Source organism: Pseudomonas laurentiana, assembly GCF_014648275.1.
In the GTDB taxonomy this organism is placed as follows: domain Bacteria; phylum Pseudomonadota; class Gammaproteobacteria; order Pseudomonadales; family Pseudomonadaceae; genus Aquipseudomonas; species Aquipseudomonas laurentiana.
Genome location: NZ_BMQU01000002.1, coordinates 338,898 through 355,644, shown reverse-complemented (window position 1 = coordinate 355,644; position 16,747 = coordinate 338,898). Strand labels below are relative to the sequence as shown.

Below are 16,747 nucleotides of genomic sequence, written 5' to 3'. Positions count from 1 at the left end.
CGCGATGCCACCACGGGATAAAGTCTTGAATTTATTATTGGGTAATGGGCCAGTGACTGAGCAAGTGCAAATCAGTAGTTGCGCACGGCTGCTCTTTTACTTTGGTTTCACATTGTTGGCAGGTTGCACAAGCGCGCCGCCGAACCACTTCACCTTCACCGCCGATTTGCCGCCAGGTTTTGCCTACAAGGCGATTGCGGTTTACGTGCCCGACGAAGGGGAAACCTGTACGGTGCCGGGCGGGCGAAAAACCGAGGTGGGTTATAACTTGAAATGGCGAAAAGAGTACGAGCCCAATTCGGTCATTGCCTTGTATCGAACGGTCAGCGGGTGTCCGTTGGTACTGCGTCGCATAGAGTTACAGATTGCAGCTGCGTATAGCGACGACTGGTTTGATTTTGGCGAAGATACGGGTTTAGTCGCGATTCGCTATGAACGAGAGGGGCAGTACAGAGAAATATTCAATGCTGCAGGTGAAAGTACGTTTCATGGCCAGTGCCAATGGTTTTTTCGCACGATGGGGCCGAAGCGGCGCATTGTGAAAATACTGGATTGTAAAGCCATTGATGCGGAGGGTCAGTTGGGTGCTGGGCATCCTTTTGCAGGGTATACCCTTGAGCAACTGCCGGGTAAAACAGTGAGGCTGAATGTAAGGGTCGATGAAAGTGAAGAACCGTATTACGACGGTTTTTGGTTGAAAACGAAAGAGGGCTGGCGCCCATGCACAGGCCGGTGGGGTACGGAAAATGAAGAAAGTTGTATAAGCCCACCTAGGTTCACCGACTTCATGATGCCTGATGGGCGTAGATGTACGGTTTACCCGAGCTGCACAGAATAAGGAGATCGCAAAGTGTCAAAGTCGGATGACGAGTTACAAGCCCCATTGGGTAGTCGTATGTTTTCTTGCCCTCGACAAGGTCGATGGACCAGCTTTCAATTGGTAGACGAGCTTGGGTCTGGTGAGCCCTATGCGGGTCTTCTTTATGAGGTCATTGACAGCGAAGGTCATGTTTATAAGGGGAGTTTGGACAGTGCAGGCAAGGGCAAAGTAGACAATCACTTCGCGGGGCCGGTTGCTGTGAACTTTAATAGTTTGCATAACCAAAGCGTCCCACTTTACTCACGCTTAATGGATAGGCAGTCCTACCCACTCCCCATCACCGAACTTCAGGTCCGCGCGGAACAGACCCGCTACCGCAATCACGATGGTGCGCGTACCACCAGCAACCCGGCCCAGGCCTGTGCGGATGCGTATTATCAGGTCGAGGTTCGGCACCTGGTCAGGCATGTCGCGCATCTGCCTCCCGAGGTCGCCTGCCATTTCAAGCGCACCCTTGGGTTACGGCGGCTGATGGGCAAGTACGGCGAGCAAGGGTTTGGCCTGTTGCCGAACCGGCACACGGTGCTGGAGGTCCGCCCGCTGCGCGCACTGCTGCCGATGCTCTCAACCCGCCCGCAGTTCTGCGCCCTGAACCTTTATCAACTGGCGTTGATGGCCACCCTGAGTTATTGCCCGTTCGGGCAGTCGCCCCGCGATCTACCGGTGCGGGGTGGTCTGGTGAGCTTTCCGCGGCAGCCGAGCGTGGGCAATATGCTGGGGGACGCGCTGTGCCGTTTCGATGAGGTCTGGCAGGTCGATGCCGGGCAAAAACAGGCCTACTACCCGTTGTACGAAGACGTGGCGTATTCCCGGCGTTTGGAAGTGGTGCCCTTTGACTCTGGCCTCTACCCCCAGAACAACCCCGAACTCAGGGATAAGCAGGAAAACCCCGAGAGCCTCCATTTTCTCGATGACTCGAGGCAAAGCACAGGGGGCACGGATAGCCAGGCGTTCATCACCCATAATGACGAACTGATCCTGATTGCCATTCGTGGCACCAGTGAGATGCCTTGGGACGCCTTGCGTGATGTCGACGCGCTGCAGGTGCCCTTCGAGGAGGGCGAAGGTAAGGTACATCGAGGCTTCTATCAAGCCGCCCAAGTGGTTTTGGGTTTTGTCTTGAATTACCTGGAGAAGTTCTATGCCGGGCAAAGGCTAATGATCTGCGGCCACAGCCTGGGCGGCGCCATAGCCTTGCTGGTTTCGGAGATGCTGCGCCGCAAGCCTGATGGTTACAGTATTTCGCTCTACACCTACGGCGCACCCCGGGCGGGGGATGCCACCTTCGTCAAGGGCGCCGAGGCGTTAAAGCACTACCGAATGGTCAACCACAACGACCCGGTGCCGAGCGTGCCTGGTACCTGGTTGAACACCAAACCGTCGGTGTATGGCTCCGGGGTTGCGATGACCTTCGCCAATGTGCCCGTCGGCCTCTCGGTGTTTGTCGCCGGTATCAGCAATTGGGGGGGGGAGCCTTATGCACACCATGGCCTCCTGTGGCACTTCTTCCCGGTGCAGTTCGACACCCATGAGCAATCTTCGATTCTCTGGTCGCCGGGTTGCGATACGGTGAGCCAGCATGCCGCCTGCTCCCTGGCACTCAGGCAGCGCAATGGCTTGCCGGAGCGTCAGTCGCTGTTGGCGCAAATGTTCAGTGCCGGTAATCATTCGATGGTGGGTGGGTATATCCCAAGCTGTTGGGCGACGTTGCGTCGATGGCAGGAAACATATGAGCTCAAGCGTTACCTGGTCACCCGGCGCGAGTTCAACCAGGTGGATGAGGCATTGGTGAGCATCGAGGCGCAACTGCGCCAGCAGCATCACAACCTTTTCGCTCGGCCCGATGCTTACGTGAATGCCCACGAGCATGAGGTCAGGGCGCTGGCGCGTGAAGCCGAACAGGTGAAAAACACCCGGGAACGTTTACTCATGCTACACACCATTCGCCTCCATGCGGAGGATGTGTACGGCCATTACGCGTCTCAGGCAGCGATATTGACTGCCAGCCTCGAGCGTTGGCGGCAGCATCCGGAGAACCTGAAGGCTGAGCAGTTGGCCATGGCTCCGGTCTCTGCTGATGACGATCGCGTGTTGGCGTTCAACTGGGAAGACGTGTTCAATGACGATGATGGTGACGAGCCTTCTTGAATACCTGGGTGTGCCGGCGCACGGATACCCCCTCATCATTGGCGCAGAGCCATGCAGCAGCTCAGCGGCGCAAACACGCGTTATCATATGACCCCCAGCGCCAACCCCCAGGCTTTGGGCAGGCCTTAGTCCCGGAGTTCGAAACACAATGTTCACTGTCACCCGCCTTGAAAGCCCACCCCCCGAGGCGATCAGAAGCCAGATCATGCAGATGGTCGTCGATTACGTCACGGACATCAGCGCGGTGGCCATTGCGCCGAGCAACCCGCTTTACCGGCTCTACCAATACGGTGTCGGCTACGAGGTTCATCTTTATCTGGAGGCGATGGACGGTTCCAGGGAGATGCCTGTCGAATTGATCGTGGCCCTGGATGCCGACGACCCGGCAACGGTTGTCGGCTTTCTACTGTATTTGCCTGCCACGGGCGATCCCGAAGCCTGCTCGCTGGCCTACATGGCGGTGTCGCTCAGCCACCGGCGTCAGGGGATTGCCCGGTCGATGGTACAGGCCATGCTCGGCCGATACCCCCATGCCGAGCTGGCGTGCGTTACTGGCAAGGTGCCGTGCTTTGAGTCGATGGGGTTTCAGGTCATCGGTGTGCGTGGCCCGCAGGTGCTGATGAACACCCGTGATTACCGGACTCACGGACAGTTTGCGGTGCTGGATGTCGCGCCGATTTACCGCTCCGTGGAGGTACGCCAGATACACACCTACCTGCTCCAGCAACAGGGCAAGAAAGCAATGGTGGACGCGGAAAAGCAGCGTGACCGACACCTCGATCAACTGACCCGTCAGGCCCTTGCCTTCGTACAGCAGGCAGGGATTTCCGTCTAGACGCCAACGGCTACAGGTAGGCGGCGATGTCCACCTCATCAATCAGCGCCGGGGGCATGTAGCGTTCGGCGTACGTGCGATAGGTACCTGAGCGCAGGAACAGTGAGAACAGCTCGGCATCGATGTGCTGGTCCTTGCGCATGAAGCCCATGATCCTGATCGCCTCGGACAGGGTCTTGCCCTGTTTGTAGGGACGGTCGACGGCGGTGAGTGCCTCGAAGATATCGGCTATGGCCATCATCCTGGCGGGTATGCTCATCTGGTCGCGTGTCAGGCCCTTGGGGTAGCCCGTGCCGTCCATTTTCTCGTGATGGCCGCCAGCAATTTCCGGCACCCGTCGCAGGTGCCGTGGAAACGGCAGTTTATCCAGCATGATCAGGGTCTGGATGATGTGCTCGTTGATCTTGTAGCGCTCCTCCTCGACGAGGGTACCTCGGCCAATGCTGAGGTTGTAGAGTTCGCCACGGTTGTACAGGTGTTCGGGCACCTTGACCTTGAACCCCCAGGGGTTGTCTGCAGGCATCTGTTCGCGCGGCCCGCGCGGGAAGATGTGTTCGGGCTTGTCGGCCAGCAGCGGCTCGTCGACGGGCAGTGCTGGCTCCGGGGTGAGGTTCTTGCGTGCTTTCTCCTCATGGGAAATGCCAATGCGATCGGACAGGGTACGGCGCCAGGTGCGTGCGGCGATGCGTTGTAGCCGCTCGACACGCTCTGGCGCCATGAACTCGCCGCCTTCATTGCACTCGGCAACGAAGGCGAATTCCTCGTCCAGCTCACGCAACTGCTCGTCCAGTGCGGTCTGCAGCGGCCCAGTATCGCCACCGGCAGCGATTGCCTTCCAGCAGGCCAGCTCAGCGTCGCGCTTGAGCACTTCAAAGCGCATGCGTATTTCATGGATACGATCATGCAGGGTTTCCAGTTTGGTCGCTTTGTCCACCACGTACTCAGGTGTCGTGACTTTGCCGCAGTCGTGCAACCAGGCTGCAATGTGCAGTTCTTCCCATTCATCCTCGCTGAGGTTGAATGCCGCGAACGGTCCGCTGCGTTCGGCACAGGCGGCGCGTGCGAGCATCTTGGTCAACTCGGGCACACGCTGGCAGTGCCCGCCGGTGTAGGGGCTCTTTGCATCGATCGCACCGGCGATCAACTGAATGAACGCTTCCAGCAGAACCTTCTGCTCATCGACCAGACGCTGGGTGTTCAGCGCCACCGCCGAGGTCGTGGACAGTGCCTCGACAAAGGCCATCAGTTCCGGGCTGAGTGGGTGTTGCTGTTCGTCGACGAGCAATGCCAGTGCGCCAAGCAGATGGCCCGCTCGGTTTTTCAATGGCAGCACCCACAACGACGAGGGCGGGTTGATGCCGCTGAACTGGGGGAAGTGGCGCTGCAGCACTTCGGTCGACAGTGAACAGGGCCTGGCTTCATGCATGGCCCGCACTAGCGGGTGATCCTCGGCCACGGCAAGGTCGATATCAGTGCCGGGCTCGACGTCGAGCAGGCCGCTACGACAGTGGGCTCGCGCCAGTTGCAGGCGAGTGGCATCGGCATCTGCCAGGTAGATCAGGCTGACCTCGGCGTTGGTGATTTCCTGCATTTCACGCACTAGATGGGCCAGCAACTGTTGAAAATTGGTCTCGCTGGACAGGGCAATCGATAGTTCAAGGAAGCGGTGGATGGTGTTTTTCATGCTGCCCATGGCCCGGGACAGGTCGACCACCTCGGCAATCTGCGACTCCACTTCGATCGGCTCGTCGAAGTTGAAGTGCTCGATCTTCGCCGCCTCGACGGTCAAGGCTTGCAAGGGTCTGGACGCCAGGCGTGCCATGGCCAAGGCCATCAGTACACCGAGGGCAAGCAACACCAAGGCAATCAGCATGCCGCGGTTGCGCAGTGCGATAGCGTCCGCCAACAACTCGCGGTAGGGCGATGCCATCAACAGCGTCAAGGTTTGCCCGCCAACGGTGGGCAGGGCAATGCGGATGCCTTGCCAGTCATCTCCCGCAGTCTGAAAGCTCAGGCTGTCCTCTGCGGCTTGGTTCAGCGTGTTGACCAGGCGCTGCAGTATCGGCGCCTGCAACTCGTCCAGATGTGGCAACCGTAGTTTGCCCGCGCCGGCATCCATCATCTGCGGGGCGCCTTTTTGCCAGCTCAGCACTTCATCCTTGGCATTGAGCAAGGCAATGCGGCTGTCTGGGGTGGCTTTAAGCGCCAGCAGCAGGGCGTTCAGTGAGTTCAGGGTGATGTCTGCGCCGGCAACGCCGCTGCCATTTTCGGTCGGGTGAGCGAAGGACACGCCGGGTTGCCCTGTGGAGAAAAACAGGTAGGGGTCGGTGACGTACAGGCCACCGCGCTCTTTGGCGGAGACAAACCACGGGCGGCTACGAGGATCGTAGCGGTAGTCTGGCCGCGCTCGCCGCTCTATGACCTGAAAGTCCGCACCAATAAACAGATGCTCGCCTACCGTCTGGCCGTCAATCACCTGGATACTCTGCACGATCCATCGTGTGCCAGCGGGAGGGTTGAACAGGGGAATCAGTGCAGCTTCATCGCGCCAGGGGCGGATCATGAAAAAGTCGCCCGTGTCGTAGCCCATGTACAGTGAGGTCAAGGCCGGCTGGCTATCCAGGGCTGCCACCAGGAACTGCAGGCTATCGAGCCGCGCTTCAACCGTCTGCGCCCGCATCAGGCGCTGATGGGCCAACAATGACACCGTGCTTACCGTTGGCCGATAGAGGGCGTCCAGTTCGGAAAGCGCGAGCTGGCGGACCAGTTCAAAGTGTTTTTTCGCGCCATTGACCATCTGTTCGCGGTTCTGCAGGAACTGATAGCCATTGCTGACAATGGCAAAGGTCAGCAGCAAGCCGACGAACAGATAGGCGATATGGACGTAAAGTGGAATTCGACGCGATGGCATCGCACGCCTCCCTGTCAGCGATAAGAGAATGGACTATAGGCGCTGATGCTCAAGGTTGCCGCCAGGTCGGGTAAAGCGAGGGGGCTGATGGTGGGGGCAGTGGCCTGATACTTGATGTTCGTCATGGCGACGTGGGCATAGAACTGCAAGACTGACGTGGATGAGTGGCCTGTCTCCCGGAGAAACCATGCAGATTCTCGATAAACGCCAGGCCATGAGCACGTGGCCCGTGTTGCGCTTGGGCTTTCGGCCTTTTTTTCTGCTGGGCAGCCTGTTGGCCGCCTTGGCGATTCCGCTATGGATCTTCGCCTTGCAGGGCTATGCCGTTACAGCGCAGCCTCTGGGCGGTTGGCTGGCGTGGCATCGACATGAACTGGTCTTCGGTTTCGCCGGAGCGATCATTGCCGGCTTTCTGCTGACGGCGGTACAGACGTGGACCGGGCGTCCCGGCGTGTCTGGCACGCCCCTCGGTGTGCTGGTGGTGGTCTGGTTGGCGGCACGGCTGGCATGGTGGACGGGTTCGCCACTGGTGCTGATGACGGCCAACCTGATGTTCTTCGCCAGCGTGGCCGTGGTCATGGCTCATCACCTCTGGGCGGTACGGCAAACCCGTAACTACCCCATTGTGGCGGTCCTGGTGCTGCTGATGGGCGCCGACCTGTTGACGCAGCTCGGGTTACAGCAGGCAAACGACGGTTTGCAGCGACAAGGCGTCTGGGCGGCAGTCTGGCTGGTCGCCGCCATGATGGGTTTGATCGGGGGCCGGGTGATCCCATTCTTTACTCAACGGGGGCTTGGGCGTGCGGCTGCCGTTCAGCCGTGGGCCTGGCTGGACTGGGCGTTGTTGATTGTCACGGTTTCGCTGGCGATGCTGTATGCGTTGGGAATCGCGCTGCAGGTGCATGCCTGGCTGGGGCTGGTCTTTGTCGCCTTGGCCACGGGGCACGGTACTCGCCTGGTGCGCTGGTTTGATCGCGGCATGCTGAAGGTGCCGTTGTTGTGGTCACTGCATGTGGCGTATGCCTGGTTGGCAATGGCCTGTATTGGCATGGCGCTTTGGCACTTCGGCTTGCTCGGCAGTGCAAGCCAGGCGTTGCACGGGGTCACGGTCGGCGCCCTGGGCGGGTTGATCCTGGCCATGCTGGCGCGTGTCTCGCTGGGTCATACCGGGCGTCCGCTGGTGCTGCCACACGGTTTCGCCTGGGCATTTGTGCTGCTCAACCTGGGCGGCCTGTTCCGCGTATTGGCGGTCGGCTTCTGGCACCCGCTGGCACTGTGGCTCGCGGCAGCCTGTTGGACGGGGGCATTTGCCCAGTATCTTTTCTGCTATGCGCCCATGCTCTGGCGCACTCGCGCTGATGGCCATCCAGGCTGATGGAGACGGTATGAGTTATCTGTTGTTGAAGTTTGTCCACCTGACGGCGGCAGCGTTCTTCATTGGCGGTGTTTTCTTCGAGGTGATGATCCTCAGTCGCTCGGCCCGACAGTTGGCGCCAGCGTCACGTGAGCAACTGTCCAACGTGCTGGGCACCCGCGCGCGCAGTGTCATGCGCTGGGTGATACCCGTGCTCTACGGTGCTGGCCTGGGTTTGGCCTGGCAGTATCGAGCGGTGCTGCATAACCCCCTGGCCAGTAGCCTCGGCACCATGATGGCGCTGAAAATCGGCCTGGCCGTGAGTATCCTCGTTCAGTTCATCTGCGTGGTGTACCTGATGCGTACTGGCCGCATGACCGCATCACGGTCACGGCGGCTTCACCTTAGTGTGTTGCTGCACATGCTCGGCATTCTGTTTCTCGCCAAGGCCATGTTCCTGCTGAGCTGGTGATGCCTGGCCGCAGGACTGGGCAGCCGACGGTTTCACAGTGTTTCGAGAAAGCGCATCAGTGCCCGGCGTTCGTTCATGTCCAGCCCCAACGGCTTCAGGCGCTCACTGGTCTTGGGAAAGAGCGGATCGTTTTTCTGTTGCCCGGCAGGCTGTGGGCGAGGCATGCCGGTGTTGTACAGGGCGATAGTGCCCTCCAGGTTGACGAACAGGCCATTGTGCATCCACGGTGCGGTCTTGCTTAGCAGGCGCAGTGACGGGGTGCGAAAGGCACCGACATCCTCCACATTGCCCGTCACTTCGTAGCGCCCCAGGTCTTGATACGTGCGGCCGTAATAGGTCAGCCCCAGGTTGTGGAACTGGTCATCACTCAGGCTTGGGCCGAAATGGCAGTTCATGCAGCGTGCCTGTGTACGGAACAGGTGCAGACCATGCAGCTGCTCGTCGTTCATGCGTTGTGGGCGGCCGCGCAGGAATTGTTCGAACGCGGTGTTGCGGGTGGCCGTGACCAGCGTGCGCTGGTAGGTGGCGAGTGCCTGAGCAATGCGCTCAGCCGTGACCGGGCCTTTACTGGCAAAGGCCCGGTCAAAGAGACCGGGGTATTCGGCATCAGCGTTCAAGCGTGAGAGCAGTTCATCGGTGGTGAATGCCATCTCGACGTGGTCGTTGACGGGGCGTAGTGCCTGGGCCTCAAGGCTGGCGCTGCGACCGTCCCAGAACAGCTGGTGGGTAAAGCCGCTCATCACCACACTGGGGGCGTTGCGCCGACCGCTTCGGCGGTCGTGGCCGAACGATACCCGGCGTCCGTCGGCGAACGCCTCGTCAGGTTCATGGCAGGAGGCACAGGCGATCTGGCCGGAGCGGGACAGTTTCGGGTCGTTGAACAGACGCTCACCCAAGGCCGCTTTGGCTGGTGTGTAGGGGTTTTCCGGTGGGGAGGGGGCCCGTTCAGGCAAGGGGCCCATTTCTTCCCAGGCCACATCAGGGTCAATCTGCGGTGCGGGCCATTGCGCGATGGGTTTACGGTACAGCTGACCGATACAGGCTTGGTAGGCAGGTAGCGTTCCTGCCAGGGCTTCGCAGGGTTCGGCGGCATCGGCTGGGCTGGCAGTCATCGGCAAGGTCACGAGCCAGGCCGTGGTCAGAAAGGCGCACGTGAGCTGCCGTTTCAGCTCGAACGGGTGACCGTATTCAGGCGTATTCAAAACCGGTACCCCACTTCAACCATGAACTGGCGGCCCACCTCGTAAGTGGCAATGTCGTCACTGTCCGTGTTGCTGACGATGGCCTTGTCCAGCAGGTTGCTGACATCCAGATTGACGAACAGTGCCTGATCCTTGGCGGTAGGCAGCTCCCAGGCCAGTCGGGTGTCCCAGGTCAGTGCGGCGGCGTAATCGGTTTCTTCCCAGACGCGCACCTGTTGGCCGTTGTAAGCGACCGTCTCACCGGTGCCGGCAATGCGCCGGTAACCATCGCGGTAACGCAGGAAGTTGCCCCAGTTGAGGTTAAGTTGGGGAATCTCCGTGAGGGTGGTCAGGCGCACGGTCCAGGGCCGGTTGTAGTTCTCCGCAGGACGGTCCGAATAGTTCATGAACGTGCCCTGGTACTGAATGATCGGATCGTCGACATACAGCAGGCCAATGCTGGTGGTGTAATCGGACAGGCCTGAGCTTTGCACCTTGGTCCAGTCGAGCGCCAACTGGCCGCTGCTGCGCGTGCCCCATAAGGCGAAGTCGCGCAGCGGGGTGATGGTCAAGGTGTAGATGTCGGATTCGCTTTCACCGCCGTTGTAATAGGTGAAGTAGTTGCTGGCCAGTACGTGGGTGTCGGTACTGGGCTGACCGATCTGAGCGCCCCATGCCCGCGAAATCTGGTCATGGCCTTTGCGGTTGACGTACTTCAGCGCGAACTCGGTGTTCCATTGGATGTGTGTCAGGCCCAGGGTCAACTCATCGTCGTAGGGTACATCCAGCTCGTTGAATTTGGCGCCGTTGGCCACGCGGGACGTGTAGACCCATTCCGAGGTCTGGCTGGCACGGGTGTAGTAGCTTTGCAGGGCGGCGACCCCATCGCGCAGACGATAGGCGGAGAGGTTGCGTCCGTAATAGCGGTTGGCACCGCCGGTGATTCGGGTCTGGCCGTCGCCAAACACGTCCAGTTCCACCGCCAGGCGCGGGGCAACCGTGGTGGTGTTCATGTAGTCATCGGCGTCGACACGTACGCCAGGCCTGATCTTCACGCGTCCCCAGCGCATATCGTCTTGAAGGAACAGCGCCCAGGACTGGGTATCGAAGTCTATTTTGCCTTGGGTGACGGTTTTGGTTCGTGCATATTGTCCGTCCCAGCCGTTGACGGTCTTGCCGATCGAGCACAACGGATCGTCGCCAACACAGGTAGACGTCTTGGTCATCCCCGAGACGCTGTAGCTGGTATAGGGCGATGAGCGGTCGTAGGCTGTTGAGCTGTGTGACAGCTCCAGGCCGGTTTGCAACGTGTGCTCAAGGCTAAAGGTGCGGAAGCTGTTCCAGTCCGCCTTGAGCTTGTAGCTCAGGTTGTTCTGTTCCTGCTCGATGTCTCCCAGGCCACCTTCACTGGCGGTGGTCGAGTTGCTCCAGTTCTTGGTGGTCGAAGAGCGCCAGGCGATGAGGTAATCAGACTCGGATGAGCGGGAGTTTTCCAGTTGGCTCCAGCTCAGGTTCTGTTCGACCCTGGCCAGCGGTGCGTTCCACACCAACCGTGCGGCGATGCTGTTGCCGCCGGCCGTGGTGTCCCTGGCCGAATACAACGCATTGTTGCCATAGGTGTGCGCGGTTTCCGGCGCATGGGTCAGGCTGACGTCCAGGCCCCAGTCATCGTTGATCTGCCAGACCGATTTGAGGAAGTAGTTGTCGATCCGGCGGGTCTGTTCGTGCTCCTCGTTGGCTTGCGCCGAATGGTGGCTCAGGGCAAAGGTACGGGTCGGAATGGTGGAATCCTTGCGCGAAAAACTGCCCATCAAGCCAAACGTGTCGGTCAGGTGACCTTCTAGCGTGGCGCGGGTGATGACTTTGTCGAACTCAGGTTGATTGCCAGTACCGTATCCAGCCTCGAACTCATCCAGGGCCGGATCGTCCTTGTCCAGGTGATAGCGGGTCCAGGATGAGCGGCTCATTTGGGTCGACACTTTGCCATGCAGTTCTTTGCTGGGGGTACGGGTATTGGCCTCAATCACCCCTCCATTGAAACCGCCGTAGGCAGCCGGCACGTTGCTGTCATACACCTTGATCTCTTCCAGTAGATCGGTGTCCAGTGCCAGGCCCTGGCTGCGGCCCTCAACCTGGTCATAATTGTTGGTTGTCGAACCAGGATCGATATCGTTGTTTATGCTCATGCCATCGACCACAAACAGGTTCTGCCAGTAACGGGCTCCATTGATACTGACGTTGGCCGGGCCGATCTCCCCGGGGGCCTTGCCCGTGAGCTGGCCGTCGTCGAACTGCACGCTGGGGTTGGTTCGCAACAGGCTGGTGATGTCACCGTTGCCGCTGGGCAGTGATGTGATGGTCCGCCGGTCGATGGTCCGATCAGCCTGGTACTCAGCGGCCTGGCTATCGACGCGGGTGCTGTCCAACTGCAGCACATCGACCGCTTCGCGCCGGTGGATAGAGAGTGCGTTGTCGGTGCTGTGTTGCCAGGCAAGGTTACTGCCGGCGAGCAGTTGCTCCAGCGCGTGTTCCAGGTCGATCTGACCATGGACAGGCCGTGAGGAAAGCCCGTGCAGCAATGCACTCTCGACACTGACTTGTACGCCGGACTGCCGGGCAAACAGCATGAGCGCGTTGCTCAGTGAGCCAGCAGGTATGTCGAACGAGTAGGCGCGTTGTGCCGAAGGCGCCAGCAGGTGCGAAGTGGTTTCTGTAGGCGCACTCTGCGCCAGGCATGGCATCGCCATCAGCAGGGTTAGCAGGCTGGACCTTGGCAAGAGAGACGGCGACGCGGAGTAGGCAAAACGCTTCGAGCGAGACATTCATGCACCTGTGACGTGAAATTCGGACTCGCCAATGCGAATCCTTATCAGTGGCATTCAGGTTAACGACGCTCGGTCTTTCGAAATTTCCAGAAATAAACAAAAAAATCGCCGAATCGATGAAACGGCGATTGCTGGATAGCGGATAGCAGGTCAGTGGAGGCTGCGCTGGAGCTGTAGGGGAGTGCGCCGGCTCAGTCGGCGCCGGACACCCTTAATACATAGGGGCTTAAGGTCTTCACCTGGCCACCCAGCGGCGCAATGGCTGCTCGTAGCGCTTGCTGTGGCGAGCGCAAGTCGAGTGCAGCGGTTATCCGGCGTTTGCCCAGCGCGTCGTCGTTGAGCACGATCAGCCCGGGTTGATATGCACGCAAGCGCGCAACGATGTCACTCACGGGCTGGTCGATCACCACTAGCTGCCACTGGCGCCAGGCGGCAATCTGATCCACCGGGATGGGCGCTCGTTGAACACCCTCGCCCTGACGCAAGAAGCTGATGCGCTGACCGGGTTTGAGCGGTTCCAGTGTTGCGTCGTGGCGACGTTGGTCGGCAACGTTGACTGAGCCGTTTGCCACACTCACATCAACGGTATCGGGCGACAGTTCCACCGCAAAGGCGGTGCCTGTGACGGTAACGGTTATTGCTTCGGCGGCTACCTGAAACACGCGCTGAGGCTGGGGCTGGACGGAGAAGAACGCATGCCCGCGCAGCAAGGTTACCTGGCGTTTATCAGCGCTGAACTGGACATCGATAGCGCTGCCGCTGTCCAGTTCCACTACGCTGCCATCGGCCAGGGTGACTTGGCGGTGCTCGCCGACAGGGCTGCTGTAATCGGCCGTGATGCCTTGCCAGTCGGGTAGTACCAGCAGCATTGCGCAGGCGGCCACAGCGCTACTGACGACCCTCCGGCGCAGCCAGTGGCGTCGCGCGCGTGGCGGGTTAGCCGGCGCAGGCAGGGAACAGTCGAGCAGTGGGCTGTTCATCAGTTGCCCGCTCATCCGCCAGACTTTCTCAGCTTTGCGATAGGCCCGCAGATGCGCTGGGGATGCCTCGAGCCAGGTATGCAGCCGACGGTGCAGAACCGGGTCACCGGGTTGTTCCTGCATGCGCAGCAGCCAGTCCAGGGCCATTTCCCAGACCGGATCCTTGGGGCGATCGCACACCACTGCGGGTGCTTCGGTGCGCGGCTCAAGCACGGGGATTGGAGCGCGTGAGGGCGGCACCTGTTGCATTCGGATGCAGGTGTGCCGGTGGTGTGTTGTCAGTCATCACTCAATTGCTCCGCGCAGTAGGTGAGGGCGTCCCGAACGAGTTGATGGGCAAGGCTCAAGGAAATGCCCAGGTGTTGTGCGATGTCCTTGAACGTCATGCCGTGCAACCGGTGCATGACAAATGCCTGGCGAGATCGTTCGGGTAACTGGGCCAGGGCATTTTGAAGCTGCTGCAACTCATCGTTGTAGAGGGCTTCACATTCTGGCGAAGGATTCTCGGAAGGCAACCCTTCGAGTTCGTCCTCGCTGGCGGGGTGAGGGTTTTCCCGGGTGAGGCGCCGGTTCAGGTCAATGGCGAGATTACGCACAATACGGTAGAGGTAACCCACGGGTTGAACCAAAGGTGTTCGATCGGCATTGATGTCACTGAAACGCAGCCAGGCCTCTTGAACCACGTCTTCGGCCTTGGACCGGCAGCCGACGATCGGCGACGCATACTCCACCAGCGCCTTGCGGTGTGAGAGGTAGAGCTCAAGTTTTTGACGGTGTTCTGACACAACGACCACGCTCGTTAAACACGATGACGACCAGCAAGCGCGGCGATATTAATTCTATTGATACGTATTATCAATTGATATTAATACTTATTTAACTCGCTGATTCAGTGGCTGGGCAGGCTTGTCAGTGGTGGGCTGAATCCCGTTGTACCCGGATCATCACCGCGTGTCTGGCATGGCCAGCATGGGTGAGTCGTGAGGTTAGACTTAAAGACTCGAACCATGTTGATCAGCAGTGGGGTCCTCATGAATGTTTCTCGTGTTCCCTATGTCGCAGTGCTCCTCTCGCTGTTTTCTCTTGGCGCCACGGCCGAGACCGTCACACCGCTCAAGGGCCAGTCTCCGGAGACTGTCCAGCAGGACATCAGCGCCTGTCAGGCACAGGCTGGCAGCACCAGCAGCACCAACACTACGCAATCGGGTGGCCGCGCCCGTGGTGCCGCTACCGGCGCGGTCGCGGGGGCGGCGGTTGCCGGGGCGCGTATGCGTCAGCATGACGAGGTGTATGACCGGGTAGACGATGACATCAAGCAAGACTACCGGCAGAACCAGGCCAAGAATGCCGCAGTAGCCGGGATGGCGGTAGGTGGATCACGGCAGCGTCAGGAGCGGCGTCAAGACCGGCGCACTGCAGACCAGACAAGCACATCCTCTGCCTACAGCACATGCATGCAGCAACGCGGCTACCAAGTGACGCCGTGAACCTGAAGCATTACGGGTTTGAACTGGCGCGCGGGGCTGCGCAAAGAGGATCAGTGGTCGTACGCAAAGGACTTGCGGCTGCTATGCCTTCAAAAGGGAGCAGTGCTTCCGTTCATTCAGGGTTGAATGTGCAAACCGCAGCGCATCCGGGTGGTGACGCACACTCGGTACGCGACCAAGAAACAGGTGCCAATGCCTGGCAGGAGGTGGCCGATGTTATTCATTGTCAGTTGGTCAATTTCGTCGGAACGTCGTAACGCGGCAATCGAACGGTTTCTCAAGACGGGAGGGGCGCCACCCGCAGGTGTGACCATGCTGGGACGCTGGCATGCCATCGGACGCATGACCGGTGTCGGCATCGCGGAGGCCAACGATGCCGCGCTCATGCAGAAATGGGCGCTCGAATGGACCGACCTCATGACCATGGATATTCACCCCGCACTGACCGATGAGCAGGCGGCGCCGTTACTCGCCGCAGTGATCGCCAAATAGCCTGTGATGGGCGCGATGCCGCTGGCAAAGTCACCGTTGGGTATGAAACCAAGCGCTCCCTTTGTCAGCTGGCCCGCCACCACCGTGCAACCCCATCGTCCATGCTCACTGCCGCGACAGCGATTCCGGTACACAGACCCTTCCCTCGAACAATAGCCTGGCGGTACGAATCAGGCCGCAGCCGGCGATCTGGCCGTCGTGCAGACGGATTTCGACGCTGAATTCGCCGCTTGGGTGCTCCACCGATATCCGTTTTACCTCGCCGTCCGGTATGTGCGCGATCGAGTGTGCGACAGAACCTTCGATCAGGCAGGCGGTGGCCGCACTCACGGCGCCGAACACGCCGATAGCGCTGTGGCAGCGGTGGGGGATGAACGAGCGGGTGTTGATAGCGCCCCCCGACTGCGCCGGTGCGATCAGGCACATTTTCGGCACATTGCGCGTGCTCACGTCACCCAGGTTCATGCGCGGCCCTGCGTGCAGGCGGATCGACTCAAGGCGGGCCTTCAGCGTCGTGTTGGCCTCCAGTTGTTCTGGGCTTTCCTCGCCGCTGCAACCCAGGTCTGCGGCACGTACCAGCACCACCGGCATGCCGTTGTCGATGCAGGTCACTTCGACACCGTCGAACACATCACACGCATTGCCGGTCGGCAGCAAGGCGCCGCAACTGGAGCCGGCGACATCCGAGAACTCGATAAGTACGGGCGCGGCCTGACCGGGTACGCCGTCAATCCGGGTGTCGCCGGCGTAGCAGATGGCACCGTTCGGTGTCGGCACCTGCGCGACCGCGATTTGCCCCGTGTTTTCCATGAAGATCCGTACCGGTGTGATGGCTGCGTGAATCGCGACCAGACCCTTTTCGATGGCGAACGGGCCGACACCCGCAAGGATGTTGCCGCAGTTCTGGCCGTAATCCACCCGGGGTTCATCCACCAGCACCTGGGCAAACAGGTAGTCAACGTCGGCATCGGCTCGCTCAGACGGCTTGATGATGGCGACCTTGCTGGTGAGCGGGTCGCTGCCGCCAATGCCATCGATCTGGCGTTTGTCCGGTGAGCCCATGACCGCAAGCAACAGGCGATCGCGCTGTGTCGGCTGGCTGGGAAGGTCGCTGGCCAGGAAGTAGGCACCCTTGGAGGTGCCGCCGCGCATCAGCAGGCAAGGTATACGTACCTGGCTCAT

Annotated in this window: 13 protein-coding genes; 7 read left to right on the top strand and 6 right to left on the bottom strand. The window is 60.1% G+C overall.

The window, feature by feature from the left end:
- Window positions 1-4 precede the first annotated feature (4 nt).
- The 3 genes from IE038_RS03475 (at window position 5) to IE038_RS03465 (ending at window position 3,863) form a co-directional block, all read left to right on the top strand.
- Window positions 5-838, top strand: a complete 834-nt coding sequence (locus IE038_RS03475; RefSeq protein ID WP_229775605.1) for a hypothetical protein — start codon at window positions 5-7, stop codon at window positions 836-838.
- Window positions 839-1,129: 291 nt separating this feature from the next.
- Window positions 1,130-3,028, top strand: a complete 1,899-nt coding sequence (locus IE038_RS03470; RefSeq protein ID WP_229775604.1) for a lipase family protein — start codon at window positions 1,130-1,132, stop codon at window positions 3,026-3,028.
- Between the two features lie 148 nt (window positions 3,029-3,176).
- Window positions 3,177-3,863: a GNAT family N-acetyltransferase gene (locus IE038_RS03465; RefSeq protein WP_163938675.1), complete on the top strand. Its 687-nt coding sequence runs from the start codon at window positions 3,177-3,179 to the stop codon at window positions 3,861-3,863.
- A 10-nt stretch (window positions 3,864-3,873) separates the two neighbouring features.
- Here the strand turns inward: IE038_RS03465 and IE038_RS03460 are convergent, their stop codons facing one another.
- The gene (locus tag IE038_RS03460; protein ID WP_189395128.1) at window positions 3,874-6,774 is read right to left on the bottom strand and encodes an HD domain-containing phosphohydrolase; all 2,901 of its coding nucleotides are present in this window, start codon (window positions 6,772-6,774) and stop codon (window positions 3,874-3,876) included.
- Between the two features lie 187 nt (window positions 6,775-6,961).
- Between IE038_RS03460 and IE038_RS03455 the strand changes: the two genes are divergently transcribed.
- Entirely contained in the window at window positions 6,962-8,149 is a 1,188-nt protein-coding gene (locus IE038_RS03455) for an NnrS family protein (RefSeq protein ID WP_189395127.1), read from the top strand.
- Between the two features lie 10 nt (window positions 8,150-8,159).
- The gene (locus IE038_RS03450) at window positions 8,160-8,600 is read left to right on the top strand and encodes a CopD family copper resistance protein (RefSeq protein ID WP_163938689.1); all 441 of its coding nucleotides are present in this window, start codon (window positions 8,160-8,162) and stop codon (window positions 8,598-8,600) included.
- Between the two features lie 32 nt (window positions 8,601-8,632).
- Here IE038_RS03450 and IE038_RS03445 read toward each other — a convergent pair whose 3' ends face one another.
- The 4 genes from IE038_RS03445 to IE038_RS03430 form a co-directional block, all read right to left on the bottom strand.
- A complete protein-coding gene (locus tag IE038_RS03445) occupies window positions 8,633-9,802 on the bottom strand; it encodes a cytochrome-c peroxidase (protein WP_229775603.1) in 1,170 nt (389 codons plus the stop codon).
- Window positions 9,799-12,603 (bottom strand): TonB-dependent receptor plug domain-containing protein, encoded by a 2,805-nt coding sequence (locus IE038_RS03440; protein ID WP_189395126.1) that lies wholly within the window; start codon window positions 12,601-12,603, stop codon window positions 9,799-9,801. The genes IE038_RS03445 and IE038_RS03440 overlap by 4 nt, the downstream gene beginning before the upstream one ends.
- 194 nt (window positions 12,604-12,797) lie before the next feature.
- Complete coding sequence (locus tag IE038_RS03435; RefSeq protein WP_229775602.1) at window positions 12,798-13,799, bottom strand: FecR family protein; 1,002 nt, start codon at window positions 13,797-13,799, stop codon at window positions 12,798-12,800.
- A 65-nt stretch (window positions 13,800-13,864) separates the two neighbouring features.
- Window positions 13,865-14,371, bottom strand: coding sequence for a sigma-70 family RNA polymerase sigma factor (locus IE038_RS03430; protein ID WP_189395125.1), 507 nt, complete (start codon window positions 14,369-14,371; stop codon window positions 13,865-13,867).
- Window positions 14,372-14,617: 246 nt separating this feature from the next.
- Here IE038_RS03430 and IE038_RS03425 point away from each other — a divergent pair, with 246 nt between their 5' ends.
- The gene (locus IE038_RS03425; protein ID WP_163939733.1) at window positions 14,618-15,073 is read left to right on the top strand and encodes a hypothetical protein; all 456 of its coding nucleotides are present in this window, start codon (window positions 14,618-14,620) and stop codon (window positions 15,071-15,073) included.
- 213 nt (window positions 15,074-15,286) lie between these two features.
- A complete protein-coding gene (locus tag IE038_RS03420; protein ID WP_163939731.1) occupies window positions 15,287-15,565 on the top strand; it encodes a DUF3303 domain-containing protein in 279 nt (92 codons plus the stop codon).
- Between the two features lie 105 nt (window positions 15,566-15,670).
- Here IE038_RS03420 and IE038_RS03415 read toward each other — a convergent pair whose 3' ends face one another.
- Window positions 15,671-16,747, bottom strand: a complete 1,077-nt coding sequence (locus IE038_RS03415; RefSeq protein WP_189395124.1) for a 4-oxalomesaconate tautomerase — start codon at window positions 16,745-16,747, stop codon at window positions 15,671-15,673.

Coding starts and splice junctions, on each gene's coding strand:
- IE038_RS03475 (WP_229775605.1), top strand. CDS start 5: ATGCCACCACGGGATAAAGTCTTGAATTTATTATTGGGTAATGGGCCA.
- IE038_RS03470 (WP_229775604.1), top strand. CDS start 1,130: ATGGATAGGCAGTCCTACCCACTCCCCATCACCGAACTTCAGGTCCGC.
- IE038_RS03465 (WP_163938675.1), top strand. CDS start 3,177: ATGTTCACTGTCACCCGCCTTGAAAGCCCACCCCCCGAGGCGATCAGA.
- IE038_RS03460 (WP_189395128.1), bottom strand. CDS start 6,774: ATGCCATCGCGTCGAATTCCACTTTACGTCCATATCGCCTATCTGTTC.
- IE038_RS03455 (WP_189395127.1), top strand. CDS start 6,962: ATGCAGATTCTCGATAAACGCCAGGCCATGAGCACGTGGCCCGTGTTG.
- IE038_RS03450 (WP_163938689.1), top strand. CDS start 8,160: ATGAGTTATCTGTTGTTGAAGTTTGTCCACCTGACGGCGGCAGCGTTC.
- IE038_RS03440 (WP_189395126.1), bottom strand. CDS start 12,603: ATGTCTCGCTCGAAGCGTTTTGCCTACTCCGCGTCGCCGTCTCTCTTG.
- IE038_RS03425 (WP_163939733.1), top strand. CDS start 14,618: ATGAATGTTTCTCGTGTTCCCTATGTCGCAGTGCTCCTCTCGCTGTTT.
- IE038_RS03420 (WP_163939731.1), top strand. CDS start 15,287: ATGTTATTCATTGTCAGTTGGTCAATTTCGTCGGAACGTCGTAACGCG.
- IE038_RS03415 (WP_189395124.1), bottom strand. CDS start 16,747: ATGAGCCAGGTACGTATACCTTGCCTGCTGATGCGCGGCGGCACCTCC.